The sequence below is a fragment of the Microvirga rosea genome (assembly GCF_020595095.1).
Taxonomy (GTDB): Bacteria; Pseudomonadota; Alphaproteobacteria; order Rhizobiales; family Beijerinckiaceae; genus Microvirga; species Microvirga rosea.
In genome coordinates this window covers 1-23,731 of the sequence record NZ_JAJDOP010000021.1, presented here as the reverse complement: position 1 = coordinate 23,731, position 23,731 = coordinate 1, and the positions used below count along the sequence as shown (strand labels likewise).

The following is a 23,731-nucleotide window of genomic DNA, read 5'->3' as shown; positions in this document are numbered from 1 at the left end:
TTTCGCCATCAGGCGGAGCGCGCGGCGTCCCTTGCCATGCGCTCTTCGAGGCGAGCCTTCACGGCCGGCCATTCATCGCTGACGATACTGTAGACGACGGTATCGCGGATGTGGCCGTCCGGCATGATCATGTGCCGGCGCAGGATCCCGTCGAGCTTGGCGCCAAGGCGTTCGATGGCGGCGCGAGATTGGTCGTTCTTGGTATGCGTCCGAAGCTCGACCGCATTGCATCCCAGAACTTCGAAAGCGTGCCGCAGCATCAGGTACTTCGCATGGGTGTTCACGAAAGAACGCTGCCAGGAGCGTGCGATCCACGTCGTTCCGATCTCGACCCGATGGTTGGCGGCATCGATGTTCATGTAGCGGGTTGACCCGACGATCTGCTGCCCTTCGCGAACAACGGTCGTGAAAGGCAGCGCAAGGCCCACCGACTGAAGTTCCAGGGCCTTTTGCACGTAGGGCCCAAAGGCGTCGGGTTGCGGAACGGTAGTCGTTTTCTTTTCCCACAACGCGCCGTCTTTCGCGGCTTGCGCAAAGCCGGGCACGTCGTCGAGGCTCATGGGCCGCAGGATCAGATGGTCGGTCTCCAGAGTGACCGGCTCGATATGAAGCATGATATTGCTGCCTTTATGGTCCGTTGCCTTGTTACCGATCAGCGGCCACGAAGCAACAGCCAAAGGCACCGATCAGGAGACCCAAAGGTCTCCTGATCATGAATTGTCGTCGGTCGGCTCGTCTTCTGCTTCAAGTGAACAGGTAGACGAATCCGGGCAAGGTCATGGCGAGACCTGCCAAAGCCCACGCGCCGGCGACCGGCCGCCAGCCAGTTCCGTCCGTGGTGTTGCGAAGGCGCTGGGCGAATGAGGCGGCTTCCATCGTGCGCCCGCTGAGGCAAGAACACAGAGCATAGTGCGCTTGGCCATCGGATAGCTCGAAGAAGTTCATGGCATCGCCGAGCCTGTCGCTGGCAAGGCCTTCGGCCCGAAGGACTGGATCCTCGTATGCAACGGAGAGCGGGGAATCCTCGACTCGGATCAAGGCCCGTTCTGCCGGCGGTTTGTACTCGATTTCACCAAGGGAATTCAGGCGTCGCGTGGGGTTGCGCTCAAGAAGCTCGACCCACCGCTGAAGGCGCTCCTGCCGAGTCATCGACCTCGGCTGAACATCGGCTACGCTACGGAGCTGATCAAGATGCTTATGTTCCATTGATCTTTCTCCTTGCAATGGCCCGGCCTGCCACAAAAGACTTGCCGAGAACCCTGATGCTGCGCTCAGGGCGCGGCAAAAGTGCGACTACGAGAAGAAAGATTTTCAGGAAATGTGACGCGCCTATTCTTCAGGCGCGTCAACGATCGGATCATATCGGCCAGCGTCGAATCCGAGCAGGTTGAAGCTTTGCTGCATGTGCGGCGGCAACGGTGCCGTGACGTCGATCGGCTTACCTGTTCTGGGGTGAGCGATGACGATACGCCGTGCGAGGAGGTGCAGCTTGTTCTGAATCCCCCCTGGGAGTTCCCAGTTCTCGATATCGAAGTACTTCGGATCCCCAACGATCGGATGGCCGATATGGGCCGCATGAGCGCGCAGCTGATGGGTGCGCCCCGTGACGGGCTTGAGCGAAAGCCACGCAAGCTTCTGGGCTGCCGTATCGACGATGGCGTAGTAGGTGAGCGCGTGGCTCGCCCCTTCATCCCCGTGCTTTGCCACCCGCATCCGGGAGTCGCCCTCATCCCCCTCCTTCGCGAGGTAGGTCGAAATGCGGCCCTGCCGGACCCGCGGCACGCCTGCAACCAGGGCCCAGTAGATCTTGCGGGTGGTCCGCGACCGGAAGGACTTCGCCATCGTTGAGGCGGCGAACCTGGTCTTGGCGATCACCAGACACCCGGCGGTGTCCTTGTCGAGACGGTGCACGAGACGCGGCCGCTGCCCTTCGTCGTCCCGCATCGACTCGAGGAGCTGGTCCACATGTCGGGTCGTGCCAGAGCCACCCTGGACGGCCAGCCCCATGGGCTTGTTGATGATGAGAACGTCCTTGTCCTCGTAAAGGGTAATGGACTTCAGGAATTCCCGATCGCTCTGATCCTTCGCGGCGCTCCGCGCCACGAGCTTGGGCTGATCGAGCTTGAGGGGCGGCACCCTCACCTTCTGCCCCGCCTGCAGGCGGTCGCTCGGCTGGGCACGCTTGCCATCGACGCGCAGCTCGCCCTTGCGGACGATGCGCTGGATATGCGTGAACGCCAGCTGCGGAAACCGCGCCACCAGGAACCGGTCGATCCGCATGTCGGCCTCGTCGGGCTCGACCACCAGGGTCTGAACCCCTGTCGCCAAGGTCTCCTGCGCTGCGGCCTTTGCCTGGGCCCGCGTCGGAGTACGAGGCGCCTCGGATGGCTTGTTGCGCGGCGCGGCAGGCGACTGAGCCTTCCCCACCCCGCTCGGCTTTGACGCACGTGATCTCGGACTCTCGCTGGGGCGAGAGTTCTTGTCCTTACGGGGGCGGGCGCCTTCCCGCATTCCGGCGCGCCCGCCGCGACCGCCATTTCGGCCTGAACCATTCTGTCTCATGAAAGAGTGGGTAACAGAGCGCGCGCCGGGCGGCAATCGAGGCGTGAAGGCGGGTGAAGCCCGTCAGGCGTTCAGACCACCGTCAACCGTAAAGCCGGCACCATTGATCTGCCCGCTTTTCGGCCCGGCCAGGAACGTCACCATCGCGGCGATATCGTCGGCACTGCCGTAATGACCGACCGACATGAGCCCTCGCTGGCTTTCCGCCTGCGGTCCGTCCGCCGGGTTCATATCCGTGTCTGTGGGACCGGGATGAACGATGTTGACGGTAATTCCGCGTGGTCCAACCTCGCGGGACAGCCCCTTGGTGAAGGAAATCAATGCGGACTTGCTCATGGAATAGACGGTGACGCCGGGCTTCGTCACGCGCTCCGCGAGGCAACTGCCGATGTTGATGATGCGACCGCCGGGTCCCAGATGGGCTAGCGCCGCCTGGGATGCGACGATGACCGATCGGATATTTACCGCAAGGATCGCATCGATATCCTCGATGCTCATGGTCTCAAAGGGGCCGCCACGCGCAATGCCGGCATTGTTGACCAGGATGTCGAGGCCCCCGAGCGTATCGACAGCCGCCCGGACAGAGCGCCGGACCGCGTCGGGATCGGCACTATCGGCAGCGATGGCGAGGCCGCGTCGGCCCAAGGCTTCTATGTCCCGAACCACCTCGGCCGCGCGCTCGGCGGAGCGCTCATAGGTGATTGCAACGTCGGCGCCTTCTGCTGCAAGGGCCTGGGCGATGGCCGCCCCGATGCCCCTGCTCGCGCCCGTCACGAGAGCGCGCTTGCCCGAAAGACTCGTCATGGCGAAACCTTTTATTTAATGATCGATACACAATTGGTCGGGCACTTGCACCAATGAGTCAACCTCTTTATTTAGTGATCGATACAGAAAGTGAACCGATGACGGAAAGAGGACGACCGCGACGCTTCGAACGGGACGTCGCCTTGGACAAGGCGATGCGGCTCTTTTGGCGGAAAGGCTTCACGGCGACCTCGATATCGGACCTGTGCGAGGCTATCGGAATTACTGCGCCGAGCCTTTATGCCGCCTTCGGAAGCAAGGAAGACCTCTATGCGGAGGCCCTCGGGCACTTCCAGACGGCCACCCGCTCCCGGATCTGGGACTGTGTTGAGGAAAAGCCGACGGCCCGCGAAGCCTTTGAAGGATTTCTGCTCGCATCGGCGGATGCGCTGCCGGCCCAAGGCACACCAGGCGGATGCATGATCACCCTTTCGGCCGTTGCAGGCGAAGGCTCGGCGAGGCTGGGCGAAATGGTTTGCCAAGCACGTGCGCTGGGACTTTCGGCTCTTGAGGCGCGCCTCGACCGTGCTGTCGCAGAAGGTGAGCTCCCTCCGGAGATCGAGAAAACCGCCATAGCGCGCTTCTATCTCAGTGTTCAGCAGGGAATGTCCATCCAGGCACGGGATGGCGCCACAGCGGAGGATTTGCGTCTCATCGCCCGCTCTGCCATGGCGGGTTGGGACGGGCTGACGCACAAAGCCGCACCGGACGCCGGACCAGCTCGGTGAACCATCTTCAGGCGCTCAAGGTCCGGACCAGAGCGAGACCTGCGACAAGGCCGAGCAAGGACAGAGCCACCGACGCCGCGACATAGAGAAGCGCAAGGCTGTTCTCCCCTTTTTCCCACAGTAACACCGCGTCGAGGGAAAAGGACGAAAAGGTCGTGAAGCCGCCGAGGACACCGGTCGTGAGGAACAGACGCACGTTCTGGTTCCAGCCTTCTCCCGCCCGGAAGGCCAGCCATCCGGCCAGAGCCCCCATGACGAAAGATCCGACGACGTTCACCGTCATCGTTCCCCAGGGGAATGACAAGCCGCAATAGCGGGCGCAGCCCAGGTTGACCCCGTGCCGGAGCGAACCTCCGATCCCGGCGCCAATGAAAACGAGGAGGAAGGGGACCATCGGCTCAACTTTCCGCGGGGTGATGCAACTGGTGTTACTTCTGACGGCGCTCGGCTCTCAACCGAGACCACCAGTCCAGGCGCTTGCGAATCTCGCGCTCGAAGCCGCGATCGACCGGCTCGTAGAACGTCTGCTCACCCAGCTTCTCCGGCCAATAATCCTGCCCGGAAAAGGCATCCGGCTCATCGTGGTCGTAGCGGTAGTTTTCGCCGTAACCGATGTTCTTCATCAGCTTGGTGGGCGCATTCAGAATGGTCTTGGGAGGCATCAGCGAACCGTGCTCTTTCGCGGTCCGGGTGGCTGCCTTGTAGGCCGTATAGAGGGCGTTCGATTTCGGTGCCGTGGCGAGGTAGACCGCGGCCTGAGCCAGGGCCAGCTCGCCCTCGGGCGTGCCCAGGAAATCGAAGGCATCCTTGGCGGCATTGGCGATCACGAGGGCCTGCGGATCCGCCATGCCGATATCCTCGACCGCAGCTCTGACCAAACGCCGGGCGATGAACAGCCTGTCCTCGCCGGCATCGAGCATCCGGGCGAGATAATAGAGCGCCGCGTCGGGATCGGACCCCCGGATGGTCTTATGAAGAGCTGAAATCAGGTTGTAGTGCCCCTCCTGGCCCTTGTCGTAGATGGGGGCACGGCGCTGGATGATCTCCTGCAACTGCTCCGCGTCGAAAACCTCTCCGGGCTTTGCCGAGCGCCAGACCTCTTCCGCCAAGGTGAGAGCCGCGCGGCCATCCCCATCCGCCATGCGCACCAGGGAAGCCCTCGCCTCTTCATCGAGAGGCAGCGGCTTTTCCGAAATCTCCTCGGCGCGGACCAGGATTTTCCCGATCGCGTCTTCGTCGAGCGTCCTGAACACCAGGACGCGCGCCCGGGACAGGAGAGCGGCATTCAGCTCAAAGGAGGGATTTTCCGTGGTCGCGCCGACCAGGGTGATCGTGCCGTCCTCCATCACGGGAAGAAAGGCATCGAGCTGGGCCCGGTTGAAACGATGGATCTCGTCCACGAAGAGAAGCGTCCCCTGCCCCATGGAGCGGCGGCCCCGGGCGGCCTCAAAGACTTTCTTGAGGTCGGCGACGCCGGAGAAGATGGCGGAGATCTGCTCGAAATGAAGTTCGGTTTGGTGGGCGAGGAGCCTGGCGACCGTGGTCTTGCCCGTGCCGGGAGGCCCCCAGAAAATGAGGGACCCCAAGGACTTGGAGGCAATGAGCCGGGTCAAGATTCCATCCGGCCCGACAAGATGATCCTGGCCGACGACCTCCGACAGGGTCTGCGGACGCATCCGGTCCGCCAGGGGCCTGGGGGCTGCTTGGTCGAGGCCGGCGTTGGAAAAGAGATCGCTCATGGTCGGCTATGAAACGGGGTTTCGGGCAAGGCGCGCGTAGAGATCAGGATCGACGCGCACCATCATCCGTTCCGGATTGGCCGGCGGCTCGAACCCGAAGGCAGCATAAAGCCCATGGGCATCGCGAGTCATGAGCATCCAGCGGCGAAGCTGCTGCAGTTCGGCATGGTCCATGACAGCTTGAATCATGGCCTTTCCGCCCCCTTGCCCGCGGATCGATGGATCTACGAAGACATCGCTCAGATAGGCGAAGGTGGCCCGGTCCGTGACGACCCGCGCAAAGCCCCGCAGCTCCGCTTTCTCGTCCCGGAGCGCGAAGCACAACGAATGGGCCAGGGAGCGATCGAAAATCGGACGCGGAAGATCCTTGGCCCAGTAACTATCCGTGCTGAGCCACTCAAAGACCCTGTCGGTCTCGTCTGGCGAAAGATCGTTCGAAATCGACCAGCGGCTCATCGGCCAAGAACGGTTGTGAAGACCCGCCCGCCCCTGCTGATGGTGACCTCCCAGTAACCGCCGCTCCGGTTGAGAGCCCGCTCGGCCTCCTTGGTCGAGGCCAAGCGCTCGCCATTGATCGCAACGATCTGGTCGCCTTTCTTGAAGCCGACGCTCGCCGCGACGCCCTGCTCGTCAAGCTCTGCGACGGCCACGCCATCGTCCGAAAGATCGATCTGCAGCTCCTCGGCAACGGCGGGGGAGATGTTCACGAGCGTCGCCCCTGCGAGCGGCGACCGGGACCGGATCCGCACCGGGTCCCGGGGCGGAATTTCCGGCGGAGGCGTCAGCTTCACGTCGAGGGTCATCTGCTTTCCTCCCCGGAGGATCGTGAGAGGCGCCTGTCCCTGGGTCCCCTTAAGAGTGAAGCGATAGCCAAAGGCATCCGGATTATCGACCGTCTGGCTGTCGACGGAAAGAATGGCATCGCCCCGCTTCAGACCAGCGTCGGCCGCTGGGCTCTTGTCGTAGATCGACGTGATCAGGACGCCGGTCGGGTGATCCAGCCCCAGGCTGGTGGCGATCTCGCCATCAACGGCCTGAAGGCGTGCGCCCAACCACGGGCGCACCACGGTGCGGGCTCCGCTCTTGGCGGAATTGAGAACGACTTTCACCATGCTCGCCGGAATCGCGAAGCCGATCCCGATGCTTCCGCCCGATCGCGAATAGATGGCCGTGTTGATGCCGACCAAGCGCCCGTTCATGTCGATCAGCGCGCCGCCGGAGTTGCCGGGATTGATCGCGGCATCGGTCTGAATGAAAAACTGGTAGTCGGATATTCCAACTTGCGTCCGGGCAAGGGCCGAGACGATGCCCTGAGTGACGGTTTGGCCGACCCCGAACGGATTGCCGATCGCCAGGACGATATCGCCGACCTGAAGAGCCTCCGAGTCGCCGAGGTCGATGGCCTGAAGATTGGAAGCGCCCTTGAGCTTCAGAACGGCCAAGTCGATCCGCGGATCGCGCAGGACGATGTCCGCCTCGAATTCCCGCCGGTCGGCCAGGGCCACCTTCACCTCATTCATGTTCTCGATGACGTGATTATTGGTGATCACCAGCCCCGCCCGATCGACGATGACCCCCGATCCCAGGGAGCTTTGGGACCGCCCCGGAGGCATTCCCGGCGTATTCTCGCCGAAAAAGCGCCGGAAGAACTCTTCCATGGCGGCGTTCTGCCGGCGTTCGGACCGGGTCGCGTAGACGTTCACCACTGCACCGGTCGTGTCATGAACGATGGGTGCGAAGGAGAGCTGGATCTGCGCCTTGCTCGCCGGAACAGCCCTGCTCTGCTGTGCCTCGGCCCCGGTGAGAGCGAAAGCGAAAACGGCAGCCAGAGCGGATAAACAGTAGGAAGCAATGCGCATGGGGCGAATCCGTTGGATCGAGATGACCGTGGATAAGACGTGGTGTGGCAAAAGCCAAATTCCAGCGGATCGCGTCTGGTGGACCGACAAGATGTCAGGCGTTGGAAGCGAGAATTGAAATTCCCTCACGGGCGAGGACTCTTTGCACCGCCGGACGATCAAGGAGACGTCGGCTGAGGTCGGTCCACGCCGGGTAATCCCGTGTCATGGCCAGCTCGATGCGTTCGCCCCAGTGGTAGAGGACCAGGAGAAAGGGATCCACGATGCTGTAGCCGCCAGGCTCTGCCCACCTTCTCCCGTCCGCCAGCAGATCCTCGATATAGGCGTACTGCTCCCGGACGTTGATGTGACCTTTGGCAACGACTGCGGGAAAGTCCCTTTCATCGCCGACATAGCGTTGCGGGCGCCACAATTGGCCATAGGAGATGGCATGTACCGCGCTGGACAGCCAGTTCAGCCACTCGATGCATCGGGCCTCCCTGGCCGGGTCCTGCGGCAGCATGTTCAGCTCAGGGTTTGTGCGAGCCAGATAAAGGAGGATCGCGTTGGCCTCGGTGAGCGCGTCGGGCGCCCCGCCCATGCGGCCCTCGACAGGGTGCAGAACCGGTACCCGTCGCTTGGGATTGATCCGGGCGAAGGCGTCGGTGTTCGTGACTTTTCCACCGAATGCCGACGTATGCTCTGCGTGGAAGGGTTTCCCGATCTCCTCGAGGACAATGTGAGGAGCCATGGAACAGGCACCGGGCGAGTAGTAAAGAGTGTACATATGGCTGCTCTCGACTGAGGATGGAGCCGCACCATAAGGACTGAGAGCGCCGGTCCTCGCCCGCCATTATGTCGTGCGCACCGTTAATCTGCCGGAGGCCCCATGGATCTCGACGAGAAGGACGAACTGCTGCTGCTGGCGCTGGAGCGCAACGCCCGCGCGAGCGTTGTCACCCTTGCAAGGAAGATCGGCCTCTCACGAAGCGCGACCCAGGAGCGTCTGTTCCGTCTGGAGCGGGAGGGGGTCATTCAGGGCTACACGGTGCGCCTTGGGCAGCGTACCGGCGCGCAGCGCATCCGTGCCTGGCTTCTCGTCAGCCACACGAAGTACGGAAGTTGTGCGAAAACCGTGCCGATCCTCCAGAGGATCCCCGAGGTCCGCTCGGCATTCTCCATCGCCGGCGATATCGATCTTCTCGTGGAGGTCACGGCTGGAAGCATTGCAGACCTCGACAGGGTACGGTCCCGCATCCGGGAAACGCCAGGGGTTTCCGACGTTGCCACCCATATCGTCCTGACGGCTCATTTCGAGGGAAGGAATGCAGCCGATCAGGCCCCGGCCGTGCTTCCGAACACGATCGTTCAGCTGAAGGCCGACGGTCGGGGCAGCCTCTAGACACAAAAAAGGGCGGCCTAACGACCGCCCTTCGATAATTTGGTTGCGAAGCGCTTACTCGGCGGCCTCGACAATCTCTTCCTTCTGGGTCGGGCCCGAATCCTGACCGCGCGCGTCGACGTCGCGGTCAACGAACTCGATCACCGCCATCGGGGCATTGTCGCCGAAGCGGAAGCCGGCCTTCAGAACGCGGGTGTAGCCGCCCTGGCGATCCTGGTAGCGCTGGCCGAGAACGGCGAAGAGCTTCTTCACCATGTCCTCGTCGCGCAGCTGCGACATCGCCTGACGGCGAGCATGCAGGTCACCGCGCTTGCCGAGGGTGATGAGCTTCTCGACGACGGGACGCAGATCCTTCGCCTTCGGAAGGGTCGTGACGATCTGCTCGTGCTTGATCAGCGCAGCCGCCATATTGGCGAACATGGCTTTACGATGTTCGGACGTGCGGTTGAACCGACGGCCGCGGAATCCGTGACGCATGGCTTTCTCCTTGATCTTCCGGCCGCCGTGCCAAGGGTCGACCGTCTCTCTTCTTCAATCCGCCGTGGCGGCGGGGCAGAAAAGGGCCGCCGCGCAAGCGGCAACCCTCAAAGGCTTAGTAGTGCTCTTCGAAGCGCTTCGCGAGATCTTCGATGTTCTCCGGCGGCCAGCCCGGCACGTCCATGCCGAGGTGAAGGCCCATGCTGGCGAGAACTTCCTTGATCTCGTTGAGCGACTTGCGGCCGAAGTTCGGGGTGCGGAGCATTTCCGCCTCGGACTTCTGGATCAGGTCGCCGATATAAACGATGTTGTCGTTCTTCAGGCAGTTCGCGGAGCGAACCGAGAGCTCGAGCTCGTCGACCTTCTTGAGCAGCGCAGGGTTGAACGGCAGCTGCGGCGCGGCGGCGGCAGCCTCCTCCTTGCGGGGCTCTTCGAAGTTCACGAAGACCTGGAGCTGGTCCTGAAGGATGCGAGCCGCATAGGCCACGGCATCCTCAGGCGACACGGCGCCGTTGGTCTCCACGGTCATGATCAGCTTATCGTAATCTAGGATCTGGCCCTCACGGGTGTTCTCGATACGATAGGAGACCTTCTTCACCGGGCTGTAGAGCGAGTCGACCGGAATGAGGCCGATCGGGGCGTCCTCGGCGCGGTTGCGCTCTGCCGGGACGTAGCCCTTGCCGGTGTCGACGGTGAACTCCATGCGGATTTCCGCGCCCTCGTCGAGGGTGCAGAGCACCAGCTCGGGGTTCAGGATCTGCACGTCGCCGACCGTGTTGATGTCGCCCGCCGTGACGAGGCCCGGGCCAGTCTTGCGAAGCGTCATGCGCTTCGGACCTTCACCCTGCATCTTGATGGCGATGGTTTTCACGTTCAGGACGATATCCGTCACATCCTCGCGGACGCCCGGAATGGACGAGAACTCGTGCAGCACGCCATCGATGTGAATCGACGTTACCGCTGCACCCTGGAGGGACGACAGCAGCACGCGGCGCAGCGAATTTCCGAGCGTCGTTCCGAAGCCGCGCTCAAGAGGCTCGGCCACGACCGTCGCAATACGCTTCGGATCATCGCCCGGAGCAACCTCGAGCTTGTTCGGCTTAATCAGCTCTTGCCAGTTCTTTTGGATCACAACCACACCTCTTCAAGGTACGGCTTGAAGGGCGGGACGGGCCCACCCTTGAAACCGAAACGCGCGCGGGACAACCCGCGCGCCGGATGATCTTAGACGCGACGACGCTTGCGCGGACGGCAGCCGTTGTGCGGAATCGGAGTTACGTCACGGATCGAGGTGACGGTGAACCCTGCCGACTGGAGCGCGCGGAGGGCCGATTCGCGGCCGGAACCAGGACCGGAAACCTCGACCTCAAGGGTACGCATGCCGTGCTCGGAGGCCTTGCGGGCCGCATCTTCAGCAGCAACCTGAGCAGCGTAAGGGGTCGACTTCCGCGAACCCTTGAAGCCCATGGCGCCGGCGGAAGACCAGGAAATCGTGTTGCCCTGGGCATCCGTGATGGTGATCATCGTGTTGTTGAACGATGCGTTCACGTGAGCGACGCCCGACACGATGTTCTTGCGTTCGCGGCGGCGGACGCGGGTAGCTTCTTTAGCCATACTGCTTTCCTTCAAACGCGCCCGTCATGCCAGGCGCTCGGGATATGCGCCGCTTCCCGCAAAGGAAGCGGCAGTTAGGAGAATTACTTCTTCTTGCCGGCGATCGGCTTCGACTTGCCCTTGCGGGTGCGCGCATTGGTGTGCGTGCGCTGACCGCGGACAGGGAGCGAGCGACGGTGACGCAGGCCACGGTAAGCACCCAGATCCATCAAGCGCTTGATGTTCATGGACACTTCGCGGCGCAGGTCGCCTTCCACGATGTAGTCGCGGTCGATGGTCTCGCGGATCTGCAGCACTTCGGCGTCCGTGAGCTGGTTCACGCGGCGCTCGGCCGGGATGTTGACCTTCTCGACGATCTCGTGAGCCTTCTTGGGCCCAATGCCGTGGATATACTGAAGCGCGATCACAACGCGCTTGTTGGTCGGAATGTTGACGCCTGCAATACGGGCCATCGTCCATCTCCATGTGGCGAAGCATGAGCTTCGGTGGTGTTATCGCGCGTCCGGTGGAGGCCGGCCCATGCGCGGGTTTGAAAGAACACGACAATACGGAGCGGCCCCATACGAAGCCCTCCAGATCGCGTCTTCTTTTGCGAGAACCGGTTGCCTAGCGCATTGGGGACGGCGCGTCAAGCCCCTCCGCTCGGGGAGGAAGCCCAATCGATCGCCGCATCGGGAGCCGATGCGCCCCTGCCCTCACCGTCCGAGGATCGTCTTGATGGCTCCGGTGACCTCATCGATCGGCCGCATGCCGTCGACCGCCTTCAGTTGCCCCTTCTGGGCATAATAGGCGGAAAGCGGGGCGGTCTGATTGCGATAGGCGTCCAGGCGGGTCTTGAACACGTCCGGATTATCGTCCTTGCGGACCGGCTCGCCTCGCGCTTCCGTTTCCTTCGCGCGCTTGACGATCCGCTCGACGAGCTCGGCCTCGTTGACCTTGAATTCGATGACGGCGTCGAGCTTGAGGCCCTTCTTCTGCAGCATCGCATCGAAGGCTTCAGCCTGCGCGACCGTGCGCGGGAAACCGTCGAGAATGAAACCGTTCCTGGCGTCCGGCTCCTCGATCCGGTCGGCGATGATGCCGACGACCACGTCGTCGGACACCAGATCGCCCCGGTCCATGATCTCCTTGGCCTTGAGCCCGATCGGGGTTCCGGCAGCCACCGCCGCTCGGAGCATGTCCCCCGTCGAAAGCTGGGGGATGCCCAGGCGCTCGACCATACGCACGGCCTGGGTGCCCTTCCCGGCTCCCGGCGGCCCCAGCAGAATGATTCTCATCGACGTCCCCCTGACTTCGTCGACAATCCCATCACGCGATGGGACGGTACCTTAGCGCCGTCTGGCACCCTTCAGCTTGGCCTTCTTGACAAGGCCCTCGTACTGGTGGGCGAGAAGATGACCGTGCACCTGCGCCACCGTGTCCATCGTGACTGAAACCACGATCAGGAGCGAGGTACCGCCGAAATAGAACGGCAATGCCGCATAGGACACCAGAAGCTCAGGAATCAGACAGATGATGACCAGATAAGCTGCACCGAGAACGGTGATGCGTGTCAACACCTGATCGATGAATTCGGCGGTGCGCTCGCCCGGCCGAATGCCCGGAATGAAGCCGCCGTGCTTCTTCAGATTGTCGGCGGTCTCCTGTGGATTGAACACGATGGCCGTATAGAAGAACGCGAAGAACACGATCAGGGCGGCGTACATGAACATATAGGCTGGCCGGCCATGCCCGAGATAAGCGGTCAGCATGGCTATGAAGCCGGTGCCGTCGGTGGTGCTCTGGAAGCTCGCGATGGTCGCGGGAAGAAGCAGCAGGGACGAAGCGAAGATCGGCGGGATCACGCCCGAGGTGTTGAGCTTGAGCGGCAGGAACGAGGTCTGCCCCTCGTACATCCGGTTACCGACCTGGCGCTTCGGATAGTTGATCAGCAGCCGACGCTGCGCGCGCTCCATGAACACCACGAAGTAGATGATCAGGACCGCCATCACGATGACGCCCAGGATGATGGGTGTCGAGATCGCGCCCTGGCGACCCAGTTCGAGGGTCCCGGCGATGGCACGCGGGAGGTTGGCCACGATTCCGGCGAAGATGATCAACGAGGTGCCGTTACCGATGCCCCGCGACGTGATCTGTTCGCCGAGCCACATCAGGAACATGGTCCCGCCGGTCAGCGTGATCACCGTGGAGATGAGGAAGAACGGACCCGGCGCACTCACGATGCTGCCCGAGCTTTGCAGCCCGACCGCGATGCCCCAGGACTGGAACAGGGCCAGGATCACGGTCAGGTAGCGGGTATATTGATTGAGGATCTTGCGGCCCGCCTCGCCTTCCTTCTTCAAGGATTCGAGAGAAGGAAGAACGGACGTGAGAAGCTGAACAATGATCGAGGCCGAAATGTACGGCATGATGTTCAGGGCGAAGATCGCCATGCGCTCGACGGCGCCGCCCGAGAACATGTTGAAGAGCCCGAGCACGCCCCCGCTGGCGCTCTGGAAGCTCTGCCGCAGGGCTTCCGGATTGATGCCTGGAAGCGGAATATACGTACCGAGGCGATAGATCAGCAGCGCACCAAGAGTGAACCAAATGCGCTTCTTCAATTCCTCGGCTTTGGCGATCGCACCGAAATTGATGTTGGCGGCAAGTTGCTCGGCTGCTGAAGCCATGGGTCTCGTCCTTGACTAACTGGATACGTGATCGTCATCACGCAAACGGCGGCCTCACGATCAGACGCGGGCCGCCGCTTGGATCTTTGTCGATGTAAGCCTTGGCTTACGCCTGCGCAACGGCACCCACGAGGGTCACCGAACCGCCGGCCTTCTCGATCGCCTCGACGGCCGACTTGGAAGCGCCGTTGACTTGAAACGACAGCTTGGCCTTGAGCTCGCCGACACCGAGGATCTTCACGCCGTCGCGCGGCTTGGAGACCACACCGGCGGCGATCAGGGCGTCGATCGTGATCGGCGCGTTCTGATCGAGCTTGCCGGCTTCCACAGCCTGCTGAATGCGGCCGAGATTGACCTCGTTGAGGTCACGGGCGCTCGGGTTGTTGAAGCCGCGCTTGGGCAGGCGACGATAAAGCGGCATCTGACCGCCTTCGAAGCCCTTGATGGCGACGCCGGTACGGGACGTCTGTCCCTTTACGCCACGTCCGCCGGTCTTGCCCTTGCCGGAACCGATACCACGGCCGACCCGCATGCGGTTCTTGGTGGCGCCTTCGTTGTCACGAATTTCGTTGAGTTTCATGACGCTCTCCTCACTGCCCGTCGACAACGCGCACGAGGTGCTTGACCTTCTCGATCATGCCGCGCACCGCCGGGGTGTCGACAAGCGTCGAGGTCCGATTAAGCTTGTTGAGCTTCAGGCCGACCAGCGTCTGGCGCTGCTTGGCCTCGCGACGGATCGGGGATCCGATCTGCTCAACGGTGATGGTTTTCGCCGTTTCGGCGGAAGGCTTCTTCGCCATGGATCAGCCTCCCTTACGCTTCGGCGCCGACGTCGGCGTCGGACGTGTCGCGGCGGCGAGCCTGCAGCGTCGAGACCTTCAGGCCACGGCGAGCGGCGACCGAACGCGGGCTATCCTCGTTCTTGAGCGCATCGAAGGTCGCGCGAACGAGGTTGTAGGGGTTCGACGAGCCGAGCGACTTCGCCACCACGTCCTGCATGCCGACCGTCTCGAAGACGGCGCGCATCGGACCGCCGGCGATGATGCCGGTACCCTGGGGAGCGGCGCGAAGCACGACCTTGCCGGCGCCGTGACGGCCCTTCACGTCGTGATGAAGCGTGCGGCCCTCGCGTAGCGCAACGCGGATCATCGAACGCTTGGCCGCGTCCGTCGCCTTACGGATGGCTTCCGGCACTTCGCGCGCCTTGCCGTGACCGAAGCCGACGCGACCCTTCTGGTCGCCGACCACCACGAGAGCGGCGAAGCCGAAGCGACGGCCGCCCTTCACGACTTTGGCGACGCGGTTGATATGTACCAGCCGGTCGACGAATTCGCTGTCGCGCTCTTCGCGATCAGCACGTTCTCTTGGTTCTCTTGCCATGAGACCTCTCACTTGCGCGGGCGGCGGGCCCGCTCGCTAAGGGTGTTTGTACTTTACCCGCCGTTTAGAACTCGAGACCACCTTCGCGGGCAGCGTCGGCCAGAGCCTTGACGCGACCGTGATAAAGGTAGCCACCACGATCGAAAACGACGCCCGTCACGCCGGCCTTGGCCGCGCGCTCAGCCACGAGCTTGCCGATCTCCTGCGCTGCCTCGACGGTAGCACCGGTCTTCAGCTTCGCCCGCAGGTCCTTCTCGAGGGTCGAGGCGGACGCGATGGTCACGCCGCGCTCGTCATCGATAACCTGGGCATAGATCTGCTTCGACGAACGGAAGACCGACAAACGCGGACGCCCATTCGCTGCCTTACGGATCGCACGGCGTACCCGAGCCTTGCGGCGATCTTCGGCGCCTTTCTTCTCAGCCATGATACGTCGTCCTTACTTCTTCTTGCCTTCCTTGCGGAAGATGAATTCGTCGGAATACTTGACGCCCTTGCCCTTATAGGGCTCCGGACCGCGATACTCGCGGATCTCGGCGGCGGTCTGTCCGACCTTCTGCTTGTCGATGCCGGCGACGACGACCTCGGTCGGCTTCGGCGTCGTGATCGTGACGCCTGCCGGGATTTCGTAGTCGATGTCGTGGCTATAGCCGAGCGACAGCTTCAACACCTTGCCGGCAACGGCGGCGCGATAACCGACGCCGTTGATTTCAAGACGCTTCTCGAAGCCCTTCGAGACGCCCTCGACCAGGTTCGCCACCTGAGCGCGGGACATGCCCCACTTCGCACGGGCGGTCTTGGACTCGTCGCGCGGGTTCACCGCAACGGCGCCGTTCTCAAGAACAACCGACACTTCCTCAGGAACCAGGAACGACAGCTCGCCCTTGGAACCCTTGACCTTTACCATCTGACCGTCGACGGTCGCCGTCACACCTGACGGAACCGAAACGGGCTTTTTGCCTACTCGAGACATATTCGTAATCTCCGTGGTTCTGTGCGTCCGCTCGATCTTAGAAGACCTTGCAGAGCACTTCGCCGCCCACGTTCTTCTCGCGGGCCTCATGATCGGCCATCACGCCCTGCGGCGTCGAGAGAATGGTGATGCCAAGTCCGTCGGCCACGCGGGGCATGGTGTCGACGGAAGCATACACGCGGCGGCCCGGCTTGGAGACGCGCTCGATCGAGCGAATCACCGGCTGGCCATCGTAGTACTTCAGCTCGATCGAAAACTCGGTACGGCCGTTGCCGAACTCCGTCTGCGAATAATCGCGGATGTAGCCTTCGCTCTTGAGCACGTCGAGAACGCGGGCACGCAGCTTCGAGCCAGGTGTGGAGACGTTTCCGCGACGACGCATCTGCGCGTTGCGGATACGGGTGAGCATATCGCCCAACGGATCGTTGATCATATGATGCCCTCCCTTACCAGCTGGACTTCACGAGACCTGGAATCAGGCCGTTCGAACCGAGCTCACGCAATGCGACACGCGACATGCCGAGCTTGCGGTAATAGGCCCGCGGGCGGCCCGTGACTTCGCACCGGTTGCGGATGCGGGTCGGGTTCGCGTTGCGGGGGAGCTCAGCCAGCTTGAGGCGCGCCTCGAAGCGCTCCTCCATGGACTTGGACTCGTCGTTGGCGACCGCCAGAAGGCGTTCACGCCTGCCGGCGAACTTCTTCACCAGCTTGCGACGGAGCTTGTTCTTCTCAATAGCGCTTTTCTTAGCCATACATTTTTCTCCAGTGTCCGCGTTTGAGGACTGCTGTCCTCACTGCCGGAACGGGAAGTTGAAGTGACGCAGGAGGGCGCGGGCTTCATCGTCAGTCTTCGCCGTCGTGGCGATGATGATGTCCATACCCCAAACCTGCTCGACCTTGTCGTAGTTGATCTCAGGGAACACGAGGTGCTCCTTGATCCCGAGGGCGTAGTTGCCGCGGCCGTCGAACGACCGCGGGTTGAGACCCCGGAAGTCGCGAACGCGGGGAAGAGCCACGGTCACGAGACGATCGATGAACTCGTACATACGCGCCTTGCGGAGCGTGACCTTCGCGCCGATCGGCATACCCTCGCGGACCTTGAACTGCGAGATCGCCTTGCGGGCCTTCGTGATCACCGGCTTCTGACCGGCGATGAGCGCCAGATCTCCGGCCGCCACGGAGGCCTTCTTCGAATCGGCGGTCGACTCGCCAACACCCATGTTCAGAACGATCTTGTCGATCTTCGGAACTTCCATGGGGTTCTTGTAGCCGAATTCTTCAATGAGCTTCGGACGCACGACTTCTTCGTAGTGCTTCCGCAGACGCGGCGTATAGCCGTCCACCTGAACCTTAGCCATCGATCAGGTCTCCCGAACGCTTAGCGAAACGAACCTTGCGGCCGTCTTCGAGAACTTTGAAACCGACCCGGGTCGGCTTGCCGTCCTTCGGGTCTGCATAGGCCAGGTTCGACAAATGGATCGGTGCCTCTTTCGAGACGATACCGCCCTCTTGAGATGCCGTCTGGCGCTGGTGACGCTTTACGACGTTCACGCCACGGACGAGCACGCGCTCCTCCTTCGGCATGACCTGAACGACTTCACCGGTCTTGCCCTTGTCGCGACCGGTCAGGACGACGACCTTATCGCCCTTCTTGATCTTCGCGGCCATTAGAGCACCTCCGGTGCCAATGAGATGATCTTCATGTGGTTCTTGGCACGCAGTTCACGGGGAACCGGGCCAAAGATACGAGTGCCCACAGGCTCTTTCTGATTGTTGATCAGAACCGCGGCGTTCCGGTCGAACCGGATCACGGACCCGTCGGCGCGACGGATGTCCTTGGCCGTACGAACGACGACCGCCTTCATGACGTCGCCCTTCTTCACGCGGCCGCGCGGAATAGCTTCTTTGACGGAGACGACGATAATATCGCCGACGGAAGCGTACTTACGCTTCGAACCACCGAGAACCTTGATGCACATCACGCGACGGGCGCCGGAGTTATCGGCGACGTCTAGATTCGTCTGCATCTGGATCATGGCTTTGATCCTTTCCTTTGTTTCAGACAGGTTTCCGGGCCAAGGCACGATTGCCTTCCCGGACTACGCCTGATGGGGATCTGACGTCCCCTGCCCTTCATGTCGAGAAAGGCGGCCGTATACACGAGCCGCCCTCGTTAGACAAGTCCCAATCGAACGGCCTTAGGCCTTCGGCTGGTCCACGAGCACCCAGGTCTTGAGTTTGGAAAGCGGCTTGGACTCCTCGATGAAGACCGTGTCGCCAACCTTGGCTTGATTATTCTCGTCATGAGCGTGGTAGTTCTTCGTCTTACGCACGGTCTTCTTCATGACCGGGTGCGTAAAACGGCGCTCCACCTTCACGACGACCGTCTTGTCCTGCTTATCGCTGACAACGACGCCCTGCAAAACGCGCTTCGGCATCCTGATTCCCCTTAAGCCTTCGCCGGCGCCGGCTTCTGGCGCTGCAGCGTCTTGACGCGGGCGATGTCCTTGCGGACCTCACGGACGCGTCCGGTGTTTTCGAGCTGTCCAGTTGCGCGCTGGAAGCGCAGGTTGAACTGCTCCTTCTTCAGATTCAGGAGCTCGTCCGACAGCTGGTCCGCCGACATGGCCTTGAGATCAGAGGTTCTCTGCTTCGACTTCATGATCTCCTCCTTACTCAGCGATGCGCTGGATGAAGCGCGTCTTGATCGGGAGCTTGGCAGCGCCGAGGCGGAGCGCCTCGCGGGCGGTCTCCTCGTTCACGCCATCGATCTCGAACATGATACGGCCAGGCTTCACGCGGGCCGCCCAATATTCGGGAGCGCCCTTGCCCTTACCCATACGCACTTCGGTCGGCTTGGTCGACACCGGCACGTCCGGGAACACGCGGATCCAAACCCGACCCACGCGCTTCATGGCGCGGGTGATCGCGCGGCGTGCCGCCTCGATCTGCCGGGCGTTGACACGCTCGGGTTCCATCGCCTTCAGGCCGAACTGGCCGAAATTAAGATCCGTTCCGCCCTTCGCAGTGCCGGAGATACGGCCCTTGAACTGCTTCCGGAATTTTGTCTTCTTCGGTTGCAACATGGCAAACCTCTCCTGACCTCTCGGTTACGCCGCTTGCTCGCGGCGGCCACCCGAGCGGCCCCCTTCGTCGTTCATGCGCTTGTCCTGCGCCATCGGGTCGTGCTCAAGGATTTCACCCTTGAAGATCCAGACCTTGATGCCGCACGTGCCATAGGTCGTGAAGGCGGTCGACGTTCCGTAATCGACATCCGCACGCAGGGTGTGGAGCGGAACGCGGCCTTCGCGGTACCATTCGAGACGGGCGATTTCGGCGCCGCCGAGGCGACCCGAGCAGTTGATGCGGATGCCCTCGGCGCCCAGACGCATCGCCGACTGAACGGCGCGCTTCATGGCGCGGCGGAACGCAACACGACGCTCGAGCTGCTGAGCGATCGAGTCGGCCACCAGGGTCGCGTCGACTTCGGGCTTACGGACTTCGACGATGTTGATCGCGACGTCCGCGTCCGTCATCTTGGACACGAGCTTGCGCAGCTTTTCGATATCGGCGCCCTTCTTGCCGATCACCACACCCGGACGACCCGAGTGAATGGTAACGCGGCACTTCTTGTGCGGGCGCTCGATCACGATCTTCGAAACGGCGGCCTGCTTGAGCTGCTTCATGAGCGCATCGCGGATGGCGATGTCCTCATGCATCAGCTTCGCGTACTCGCCCTTGCCGGCGAACCAGCGCGAGTCCCAGGTCCGGTTGATGCCGAGCCGAAGACCGATCGGGTTAACTTTCTGACCCATCTGGTTCTCCTTTACGCCTGTTCGGCGACTTCCCGAACCACGATCGTGAGGTTCGAGAACGGCTTCATGATACGGGCGCCCCGGCCACGAGCCCGGGCATGGAAGCGCTTCATGACGAGCGCCTTGCCTACGAATGCCTGGCTGACGACGAGATCGTCCACATCGAGGTTGTGGTTGTTCTCAGCGTTGGCGATGGCGCTTTCAAGGCACTTCTTCACATCACGAGCAATCCGCTTGCGCGAAAACTCGAGATCGGCGAGAGCGGTCGAAACCTTCTTGCCACGGATAAGGCCCGCAACAAGATTGAGCTTCTGGGGGCTGACGCGCAGCATGCGGGCAACGGCTTGCGCCTCGTTGTCGCTCAGCGCGCGGGATGTCGCGGCCTTACCCATCTTACTTCCTCTTCGCCTTCTTGTCCGCCGCGTGGCCGTGGAAGGTGCGGGTCGGCGAGAACTCACCGAACTTATGACCCACCATTTCCTCGCTCACGTAGACGGGAATGTGCTTCTGACCGTTGTAGACCCCGAACGTGAGGCCCACGAACTGCGGGAGGATCGTGGAGCGGCGGCTCCAGATCTTGATGACCTCGTTGCGGCCCGCACCACGGGCAGCCTCGGCCTTCTTGAGGAGGTAGCCGTCAACAAACGGGCCCTTCCAAAGCGAACGTGCCATGACGTGCCTCTGTCCTTACTTCTTCCGTGCGTGGCGGCTCGACACAATGAACTTGTCGGTCCGCTTGTTCGAACGGGTTTTCTTGCCCTTGGTCGGAATACCCCACGGGGTCACCGGATGGCGACCGCCCGAGGTACGGCCCTCACCACCACCGTGCGGGTGGTCGATGGGGTTCATCGCAACGCCGCGGTTGTGCGGACGCTTGCCGAGCCAGCGGTTACGACCGGCCTTACCGACCGACGTATTCATGTGGTCGGGGTTGGATACGGCGCCGACGCTTGCGAAGCATTGGCCATGGACCATGCGCTGCTCGCCCGAGTTCAGGCGGACCGTGACATAGCCCTGATCGCGACCCACGATCTGAGCATAAGTTCCGGCGGAGCGGGCGATAGCGCCGCCGCGGCCGATCTTCAGCTCGACATTGTGGATGATCGTTCCCACCGGCATGTTGCCGATCGGCATCGCATTGCCCGGCTTAATGTCGACCTGCTCGCCCGCCGACACCTGATCGCCGGCAGCAAGGCGCTGCGGGGCCAGGATGTAGGACAGCTCGCCGTCAGCGTAGCGGATCAGAGCGATGAAGGCGCTGCGGTTCGGATCGTACTCGATCCGCTCCACGGTCGCGACATCACCCATACGCCCGCGGCGCTTGAAGTCGATATTGCGCAGGGTGCGCTTGTGACCACCGCCACGGAAGCGGACGGTCACGCGACCCAGATTGTTGCGGCCGCCGGAGGACGACTTGCCCTCCGTCAGCGTCTTGACCGGCTTGCCCTTGTAGAGCTCGCTGCGGTCCACGATCACCAGCTGGCGCAGCCCGGGGGTGATTGGTTTGAAAGTCTTCAAAGCCATCGGATCACTCTCTCAACCGATCAGAGGCCCGTCGTGACGTCGATGGTCTGGCCCTCTTCGAGGGTTACAACCGCCTTCTTCACGTCCGACCGCTGGCCGCGGGTGCCGCGGAACATCTTTACCTTGCCCTTGGTGACGAGCGTGTTGACGCTCTTCACCTTGACATCGAACAGCTTCTCAACCGCTTCCTTGATCTGCGGCTTCGTCGCATCCGGCTTCACCTTGAAGACGACCTTGTTCTGATCGGACAGGGTCGTAGCCTTCTCGGTAATGACCGGGCTTACGATCACATCGTAATGGCGCGGGTCCAGGCTCATTTGAAGCGCGCCTCCAGCGCATCGACAGCCGCCTTCGTGAGAACGAGCTTCTCGCGACGGAGAATGTCATAGACGTTGATGCCCTGCACCGGCAGGACGTCGATGTTCGGGATGTTGCGCGCAGCCCGCTGGAAGTTCCCCTCGATCTCGGCACCGCCAATGATCAGGGCATTCGCGAGCCCGAGCTTGCCGAACCGCTCCACAAGAGCCTTCGTCTTGGGCTCGGACAGCTGCACCTCGTCGACGACGATGAGCGAAGCGTCCTTGGCCTTGGACGAGAGCGCATGCTTCAGAGCCAGAGCACGGACCTTCTTGGGAAGGTCATGGGCATGGCTGCGAACCTGCGGGCCGAAGGCGCGACCGCCGCCCCGGAACTGGGGAGCGCTCGCGGCGCCGTGGCGGGCGTTACCGGTGCCCTTCTGCTTGTAGACCTTCTTGGTCGTCCGGTCGATGGCCGAGCGATTCTTCACGGCGTGCGTGCCGGCCTGGCGCTTCGCAAGCTGCCAACGGACGCAACGGGCGAGAAGATCGGCACGCGGATCAAGACCGAAAATGGCCTCGTCCAGATCGACCGAGCCGGCCTTGTTGCCATCAAGCGTGGTGACGTCGAGTTTCATCACGCATTCTCCTCTTGGGCCTGGTCAGCCTGAGCGGCCGGCGCAGCGTCGTTGGCTGCACGGAACTTGCCGGGCATCGGCACATCGTTCGGCAGCTTGCGCTTCACCGCGTCGCGGACGAAGATCCAGCCGCCGGCGACGCCGGGAACGGCGCCTTCGACAAGGATCAGACCGCGCTCAGGGTCGGTCGACACGACACGCAGGTTCTGCGTGGTCACGCGCTCGACACCGAGGTGACCCGGCATCTTCTTGTTCTTGAACGTCCGGCCTGGATCCTGGCGCCCACCGGTTGAGCCAATGGAGCGGTGGGAGATCGACACGCCGTGAGTGGCGCGCAGACCGCCGAAGTTCCAGCGCTTCATACCGCCGGCGAAGCCCTTACCCGTCGTCGTGCCCGTGACATCCACGAACTGACCGGCGACGAAGTGGTCCGCGGTGATCTCGGCGCCCACGGGGATGATCGCATCCTCGGAAACGCGGAACTCCGCAAGCTTGCGCTTCGGCTCGACCTTTGCGACGGAGAAACGTCCGCGCTCGGCCTTCGAAACGTTCTTCACCTTGGCCTTGCCGACGCCGACCTGCAGCGCAACATAGCCGTTCTTATCCTTGGTCCGATGGGCGACCACTTGGCACTGATCGACCTTCAAAACCGTCACCGGGACATGCTCACCCGCATCCGTGAAGACGCGTGTCATCCCGACCTTTTGTGCAATGACGCCTGAGCGCATGTGCGTATCCTCTCGGCGTGTCCTACCGAAAGCTCCAAGCCAAAAGGCTTAGAGCTTGATCTCCACGTCCACGCCCGCGGCGAGGTCGAGCTTCATCAGCGCGTCCACCGTCTGGGGAGTGGGGTCCACGATATCGAGAACACGCTTGTGAGTGCGCATCTCGAATTGCTCGCGCGACTTCTTGTCGATGTGCGGCGAGCGAAGCACCGTAAAGCGCTCAATGCGCGTCGGCAGCGGGATAGGCCCGCGCACCTGAGCGCCGGTCCGCTTCGCGGTCGACACGATTTCCCGTGTCGAAGCGTCGAGGATCCGATGGTCGAACGCCTTAAGGCGAATGCGAATATTCTGACCGTTCATGGGTTGACCTCAACAAGGGAGAAGACCGGCCGAAACCGGCCCACTCCTTTGATCCTCTTCGAATTAATCCATGACCTGAGCGACGACGCCGGCACCGACGGTGCGGCCGCCTTCGCGGATGGCAAAGCGCAGCTTTTCTTCCATGGCGATCGGAGCAATCAGCGTCACTTCCATCGCAATGTTGTCCCCA

General features: G+C 62.3%; 39 protein-coding genes. 2 read left to right on the top strand and 37 right to left on the bottom strand.

Annotation, left to right across the window (positions count from 1 at the left end):
* Window positions 1-8: 8 nt before the first annotated feature.
* From LJD17_RS23040 to LJD17_RS23025, 4 genes are all read right to left on the bottom strand, one after another.
* On the bottom strand, window positions 9-614 hold the full coding sequence (locus LJD17_RS23040) for a GNAT family N-acetyltransferase (protein WP_227386540.1): 606 nt from the start codon (window positions 612-614) through the stop codon (window positions 9-11).
* 130 nt (window positions 615-744) lie between these two features.
* Window positions 745-1,206 carry a hypothetical protein gene (locus tag LJD17_RS23035; RefSeq protein WP_227386539.1) on the bottom strand — a complete coding sequence of 154 codons (462 nt, stop codon included), beginning with the start codon at window positions 1,204-1,206 and terminating at the stop codon, window positions 745-747.
* 123 nt (window positions 1,207-1,329) lie between these two features.
* Window positions 1,330-2,562 carry an RluA family pseudouridine synthase gene (locus LJD17_RS23030; RefSeq protein ID WP_406600869.1) on the bottom strand — a complete coding sequence of 411 codons (1,233 nt, stop codon included), beginning with the start codon at window positions 2,560-2,562 and terminating at the stop codon, window positions 1,330-1,332.
* 63 nt (window positions 2,563-2,625) lie between these two features.
* Entirely contained in the window at window positions 2,626-3,366 is a 741-nt protein-coding gene (locus LJD17_RS23025; protein ID WP_227386537.1) for a 3-oxoacyl-ACP reductase family protein, read from the bottom strand.
* 98 nt (window positions 3,367-3,464) lie between these two features.
* Here LJD17_RS23025 and LJD17_RS23020 point away from each other — a divergent pair, with 98 nt between their 5' ends.
* A complete protein-coding gene (locus LJD17_RS23020; protein ID WP_227386536.1) occupies window positions 3,465-4,094 on the top strand; it encodes a TetR/AcrR family transcriptional regulator in 630 nt (209 codons plus the stop codon).
* Between the two features lie 7 nt (window positions 4,095-4,101).
* On the opposite strand, the gene crcB is transcribed toward LJD17_RS23020, so the two are convergent.
* The 5 genes from crcB to LJD17_RS22995 form a co-directional block, all read right to left on the bottom strand.
* On the bottom strand, window positions 4,102-4,488 hold the full coding sequence (gene crcB, locus LJD17_RS23015; protein WP_227386535.1) for a fluoride efflux transporter CrcB: 387 nt from the start codon (window positions 4,486-4,488) through the stop codon (window positions 4,102-4,104).
* A 34-nt stretch (window positions 4,489-4,522) separates the two neighbouring features.
* A complete protein-coding gene (locus LJD17_RS23010) occupies window positions 4,523-5,833 on the bottom strand; it encodes a replication-associated recombination protein A (protein ID WP_227386534.1) in 1,311 nt (436 codons plus the stop codon).
* 6 nt (window positions 5,834-5,839) lie between these two features.
* Window positions 5,840-6,289, bottom strand: a complete 450-nt coding sequence (locus LJD17_RS23005) for a GNAT family N-acetyltransferase (RefSeq protein ID WP_227386533.1) — start codon at window positions 6,287-6,289, stop codon at window positions 5,840-5,842.
* Complete coding sequence (locus tag LJD17_RS23000; protein ID WP_227386532.1) at window positions 6,286-7,692, bottom strand: Do family serine endopeptidase; 1,407 nt, start codon at window positions 7,690-7,692, stop codon at window positions 6,286-6,288. The genes LJD17_RS23005 and LJD17_RS23000 overlap by 4 nt, the downstream gene beginning before the upstream one ends.
* A gap of 94 nt (window positions 7,693-7,786) precedes the next feature.
* Entirely contained in the window at window positions 7,787-8,458 is a 672-nt protein-coding gene (locus LJD17_RS22995; protein WP_227386531.1) for a glutathione S-transferase family protein, read from the bottom strand.
* Between the two features lie 102 nt (window positions 8,459-8,560).
* Here LJD17_RS22995 and LJD17_RS22990 point away from each other — a divergent pair, with 102 nt between their 5' ends.
* Window positions 8,561-9,073: an Lrp/AsnC family transcriptional regulator gene (locus LJD17_RS22990; protein ID WP_227386530.1), complete on the top strand. Its 513-nt coding sequence runs from the start codon at window positions 8,561-8,563 to the stop codon at window positions 9,071-9,073.
* A 54-nt stretch (window positions 9,074-9,127) separates the two neighbouring features.
* Here the strand turns inward: LJD17_RS22990 and rplQ are convergent, their stop codons facing one another.
* The 28 genes from rplQ to LJD17_RS22850 all read right to left on the bottom strand — a co-directional run.
* A complete protein-coding gene (gene rplQ, locus LJD17_RS22985; RefSeq protein WP_227386529.1) occupies window positions 9,128-9,550 on the bottom strand; it encodes a 50S ribosomal protein L17 in 423 nt (140 codons plus the stop codon).
* 115 nt (window positions 9,551-9,665) lie between these two features.
* Window positions 9,666-10,688 carry a DNA-directed RNA polymerase subunit alpha gene (locus LJD17_RS22980; RefSeq protein WP_227386528.1) on the bottom strand — a complete coding sequence of 341 codons (1,023 nt, stop codon included), beginning with the start codon at window positions 10,686-10,688 and terminating at the stop codon, window positions 9,666-9,668.
* 86 nt (window positions 10,689-10,774) lie between these two features.
* Window positions 10,775-11,164, bottom strand: coding sequence for a 30S ribosomal protein S11 (gene rpsK, locus LJD17_RS22975; protein ID WP_047186967.1), 390 nt, complete (start codon window positions 11,162-11,164; stop codon window positions 10,775-10,777).
* An 83-nt stretch (window positions 11,165-11,247) separates the two neighbouring features.
* On the bottom strand, window positions 11,248-11,616 hold the full coding sequence (rpsM, locus tag LJD17_RS22970) for a 30S ribosomal protein S13 (RefSeq protein WP_227386527.1): 369 nt from the start codon (window positions 11,614-11,616) through the stop codon (window positions 11,248-11,250).
* Window positions 11,617-11,859: 243 nt separating this feature from the next.
* Window positions 11,860-12,441 carry an adenylate kinase gene (locus LJD17_RS22965; protein ID WP_227386526.1) on the bottom strand — a complete coding sequence of 194 codons (582 nt, stop codon included), beginning with the start codon at window positions 12,439-12,441 and terminating at the stop codon, window positions 11,860-11,862.
* A 51-nt stretch (window positions 12,442-12,492) separates the two neighbouring features.
* Entirely contained in the window at window positions 12,493-13,830 is a 1,338-nt protein-coding gene (gene secY / locus LJD17_RS22960; RefSeq protein WP_227386525.1) for a preprotein translocase subunit SecY, read from the bottom strand.
* Window positions 13,831-13,936: 106 nt separating this feature from the next.
* Entirely contained in the window at window positions 13,937-14,410 is a 474-nt protein-coding gene (gene rplO / locus LJD17_RS22955; RefSeq protein ID WP_227386524.1) for a 50S ribosomal protein L15, read from the bottom strand.
* Window positions 14,411-14,420: 10 nt separating this feature from the next.
* Window positions 14,421-14,630 carry a 50S ribosomal protein L30 gene (rpmD, locus tag LJD17_RS22950; protein WP_227386523.1) on the bottom strand — a complete coding sequence of 70 codons (210 nt, stop codon included), beginning with the start codon at window positions 14,628-14,630 and terminating at the stop codon, window positions 14,421-14,423.
* Window positions 14,631-14,643: 13 nt separating this feature from the next.
* Window positions 14,644-15,210 (bottom strand): 30S ribosomal protein S5, encoded by a 567-nt coding sequence (gene rpsE / locus LJD17_RS22945; protein WP_109596533.1) that lies wholly within the window; start codon window positions 15,208-15,210, stop codon window positions 14,644-14,646.
* Between the two features lie 64 nt (window positions 15,211-15,274).
* Complete coding sequence (rplR, locus tag LJD17_RS22940; protein WP_227386522.1) at window positions 15,275-15,637, bottom strand: 50S ribosomal protein L18; 363 nt, start codon at window positions 15,635-15,637, stop codon at window positions 15,275-15,277.
* A 12-nt stretch (window positions 15,638-15,649) separates the two neighbouring features.
* A complete protein-coding gene (rplF, locus tag LJD17_RS22935; RefSeq protein WP_227386521.1) occupies window positions 15,650-16,183 on the bottom strand; it encodes a 50S ribosomal protein L6 in 534 nt (177 codons plus the stop codon).
* A gap of 37 nt (window positions 16,184-16,220) precedes the next feature.
* The gene (rpsH, locus tag LJD17_RS22930; protein ID WP_109596527.1) at window positions 16,221-16,616 is read right to left on the bottom strand and encodes a 30S ribosomal protein S8; all 396 of its coding nucleotides are present in this window, start codon (window positions 16,614-16,616) and stop codon (window positions 16,221-16,223) included.
* 13 nt (window positions 16,617-16,629) lie between these two features.
* Window positions 16,630-16,935 carry a 30S ribosomal protein S14 gene (gene rpsN / locus LJD17_RS22925; protein ID WP_227386520.1) on the bottom strand — a complete coding sequence of 102 codons (306 nt, stop codon included), beginning with the start codon at window positions 16,933-16,935 and terminating at the stop codon, window positions 16,630-16,632.
* A gap of 39 nt (window positions 16,936-16,974) precedes the next feature.
* The gene (gene rplE, locus LJD17_RS22920; RefSeq protein ID WP_227386519.1) at window positions 16,975-17,541 is read right to left on the bottom strand and encodes a 50S ribosomal protein L5; all 567 of its coding nucleotides are present in this window, start codon (window positions 17,539-17,541) and stop codon (window positions 16,975-16,977) included.
* Window positions 17,534-17,851, bottom strand: a complete 318-nt coding sequence (rplX, locus tag LJD17_RS22915; RefSeq protein ID WP_227386518.1) for a 50S ribosomal protein L24 — start codon at window positions 17,849-17,851, stop codon at window positions 17,534-17,536. Before rplX ends, rplE begins: the two co-directional genes overlap by 8 nt.
* The gene (rplN, locus tag LJD17_RS22910; RefSeq protein ID WP_009764309.1) at window positions 17,851-18,219 is read right to left on the bottom strand and encodes a 50S ribosomal protein L14; all 369 of its coding nucleotides are present in this window, start codon (window positions 18,217-18,219) and stop codon (window positions 17,851-17,853) included. The genes rplX and rplN overlap by 1 nt, the downstream gene beginning before the upstream one ends.
* Window positions 18,220-18,381: 162 nt before the next feature.
* Window positions 18,382-18,621: a 30S ribosomal protein S17 gene (rpsQ, locus tag LJD17_RS22905; protein WP_227386517.1), complete on the bottom strand. Its 240-nt coding sequence runs from the start codon at window positions 18,619-18,621 to the stop codon at window positions 18,382-18,384.
* A gap of 11 nt (window positions 18,622-18,632) precedes the next feature.
* Window positions 18,633-18,845 carry a 50S ribosomal protein L29 gene (gene rpmC / locus LJD17_RS22900; RefSeq protein ID WP_227386516.1) on the bottom strand — a complete coding sequence of 71 codons (213 nt, stop codon included), beginning with the start codon at window positions 18,843-18,845 and terminating at the stop codon, window positions 18,633-18,635.
* Window positions 18,846-18,855: 10 nt separating this feature from the next.
* Window positions 18,856-19,269: a 50S ribosomal protein L16 gene (gene rplP / locus LJD17_RS22895; protein WP_224316090.1), complete on the bottom strand. Its 414-nt coding sequence runs from the start codon at window positions 19,267-19,269 to the stop codon at window positions 18,856-18,858.
* 24 nt (window positions 19,270-19,293) lie between these two features.
* Window positions 19,294-19,998 carry a 30S ribosomal protein S3 gene (gene rpsC / locus LJD17_RS22890; protein WP_109596513.1) on the bottom strand — a complete coding sequence of 235 codons (705 nt, stop codon included), beginning with the start codon at window positions 19,996-19,998 and terminating at the stop codon, window positions 19,294-19,296.
* 11 nt (window positions 19,999-20,009) lie between these two features.
* Window positions 20,010-20,390 carry a 50S ribosomal protein L22 gene (rplV, locus tag LJD17_RS22885; protein WP_227386515.1) on the bottom strand — a complete coding sequence of 127 codons (381 nt, stop codon included), beginning with the start codon at window positions 20,388-20,390 and terminating at the stop codon, window positions 20,010-20,012.
* Window position 20,391: 1 nt separating this feature from the next.
* On the bottom strand, window positions 20,392-20,670 hold the full coding sequence (gene rpsS, locus LJD17_RS22880; RefSeq protein ID WP_196272220.1) for a 30S ribosomal protein S19: 279 nt from the start codon (window positions 20,668-20,670) through the stop codon (window positions 20,392-20,394).
* A gap of 15 nt (window positions 20,671-20,685) precedes the next feature.
* Complete coding sequence (rplB, locus tag LJD17_RS22875; protein ID WP_227386514.1) at window positions 20,686-21,522, bottom strand: 50S ribosomal protein L2; 837 nt, start codon at window positions 21,520-21,522, stop codon at window positions 20,686-20,688.
* A 20-nt stretch (window positions 21,523-21,542) separates the two neighbouring features.
* The gene (locus tag LJD17_RS22870) at window positions 21,543-21,839 is read right to left on the bottom strand and encodes a 50S ribosomal protein L23 (RefSeq protein WP_109596505.1); all 297 of its coding nucleotides are present in this window, start codon (window positions 21,837-21,839) and stop codon (window positions 21,543-21,545) included.
* Window positions 21,836-22,456, bottom strand: a complete 621-nt coding sequence (gene rplD / locus LJD17_RS22865) for a 50S ribosomal protein L4 (protein WP_227386513.1) — start codon at window positions 22,454-22,456, stop codon at window positions 21,836-21,838. Before rplD ends, LJD17_RS22870 begins: the two co-directional genes overlap by 4 nt.
* Window positions 22,456-23,184, bottom strand: coding sequence for a 50S ribosomal protein L3 (gene rplC, locus LJD17_RS22860; protein WP_227386512.1), 729 nt, complete (start codon window positions 23,182-23,184; stop codon window positions 22,456-22,458). The genes rplD and rplC overlap by 1 nt, the downstream gene beginning before the upstream one ends.
* A gap of 48 nt (window positions 23,185-23,232) precedes the next feature.
* Entirely contained in the window at window positions 23,233-23,541 is a 309-nt protein-coding gene (rpsJ, locus tag LJD17_RS22855; RefSeq protein ID WP_009764298.1) for a 30S ribosomal protein S10, read from the bottom strand.
* Between the two features lie 63 nt (window positions 23,542-23,604).
* Window positions 23,605-23,731, bottom strand: a 127-nt coding sequence (locus LJD17_RS22850; RefSeq protein ID WP_455030925.1) for an EF-Tu C-terminal domain-related protein, incomplete at its 5' end; no start/stop codon positions are given.